This window comes from Nocardia sp. BSTN01 (assembly GCF_015354405.1).
Lineage (GTDB): Bacteria > Actinomycetota > Actinomycetes > Mycobacteriales > Mycobacteriaceae > Nocardia.
Window position 1 is genome coordinate 1 of the sequence record NZ_JADKYP010000164.1, and the last position, 911, is coordinate 911.

The following is a 911-nucleotide window of genomic DNA, read 5'->3' on the forward strand; positions in this document are numbered from 1 at the left end:
GTCGAAGAACACGGCCTCGACAGTGCGACCGTCAGTGATCATTTCCAGCCGTGGCGGCACAAGGGTGGTCATGCTCCGTTCTCGCTGGCCTGGATGACCGCGGTCGGTGAGCGGACCTCGCGCATCCAGCTCGGCACCTCGGTGCTGACGCCGACCTTCCGCTACAACCCCGCGGTGATCGCCCAGGCTTTCGCGACCCTGGGGGTGTTGTATCCGGAGCGGATCATGCTGGGTGTGGGCACCGGGGAGGCGCTCAACGAGATCGCGACCGGGTACAAGGGCCAGTGGCCGGAGTTCAAGGAGCGTTTCGCCCGGTTGCGCGAGTCGGTCGATCTGATGCGCGCGTTGTGGAGCGGTGATCGGGTCGACTTCGAGGGTCGGTACTACACCACGGTGGGTGCGTCGATCTACGACGTGCCGCCGGCCGGGATCCCGGTCTATATCGCCGCGGGTGGTCCGGTGGTGGCTCGGTACGCGGGCCGGTCCGGTGACGGTTTCATCTGTACGTCGGGTAAGGGGATGGATCTCTACACCGAGAAGTTGATGCCGGCGGTGACCGAGGGCGCGGAGAAGGTCGGGCGCACGCTCGGCGATATCGATCGGATGATCGAGATCAAGATCTCCTATGACACCGATCCTGATCTGGCGCTGGAGAATACGCGGTTCTGGGCGCCGTTGTCGCTGACCGCCGAGCAGAAGCATTCGATCACCGATCCGATCGAGATGGAGGCGGCGGCGGACGCGTTGCCGATCGAGCAGATCGCCAAGCGCTGGATCGTGGCCAGCGATCCGGATCAGGCCGTCGAGCAGATCAAGCCCTACGTCGATGCCGGGTTGAATCACCTGGTCTTCCATGCCCCCGGCCACGACCAGCGCCGCTTCCTGGACCTGTTCGCCCGCGACCTGGCGCC

General features: G+C 65.3%; 1 protein-coding gene. It reads left to right on the forward strand.

Annotated elements, in window-relative coordinates; translation table 11 throughout:
• Positions 1-911, forward strand: a 911-nt coding sequence (fgd, locus tag IRT45_RS36340; RefSeq protein WP_194810267.1) for a glucose-6-phosphate dehydrogenase (coenzyme-F420), incomplete at both ends; no start/stop codon positions are given.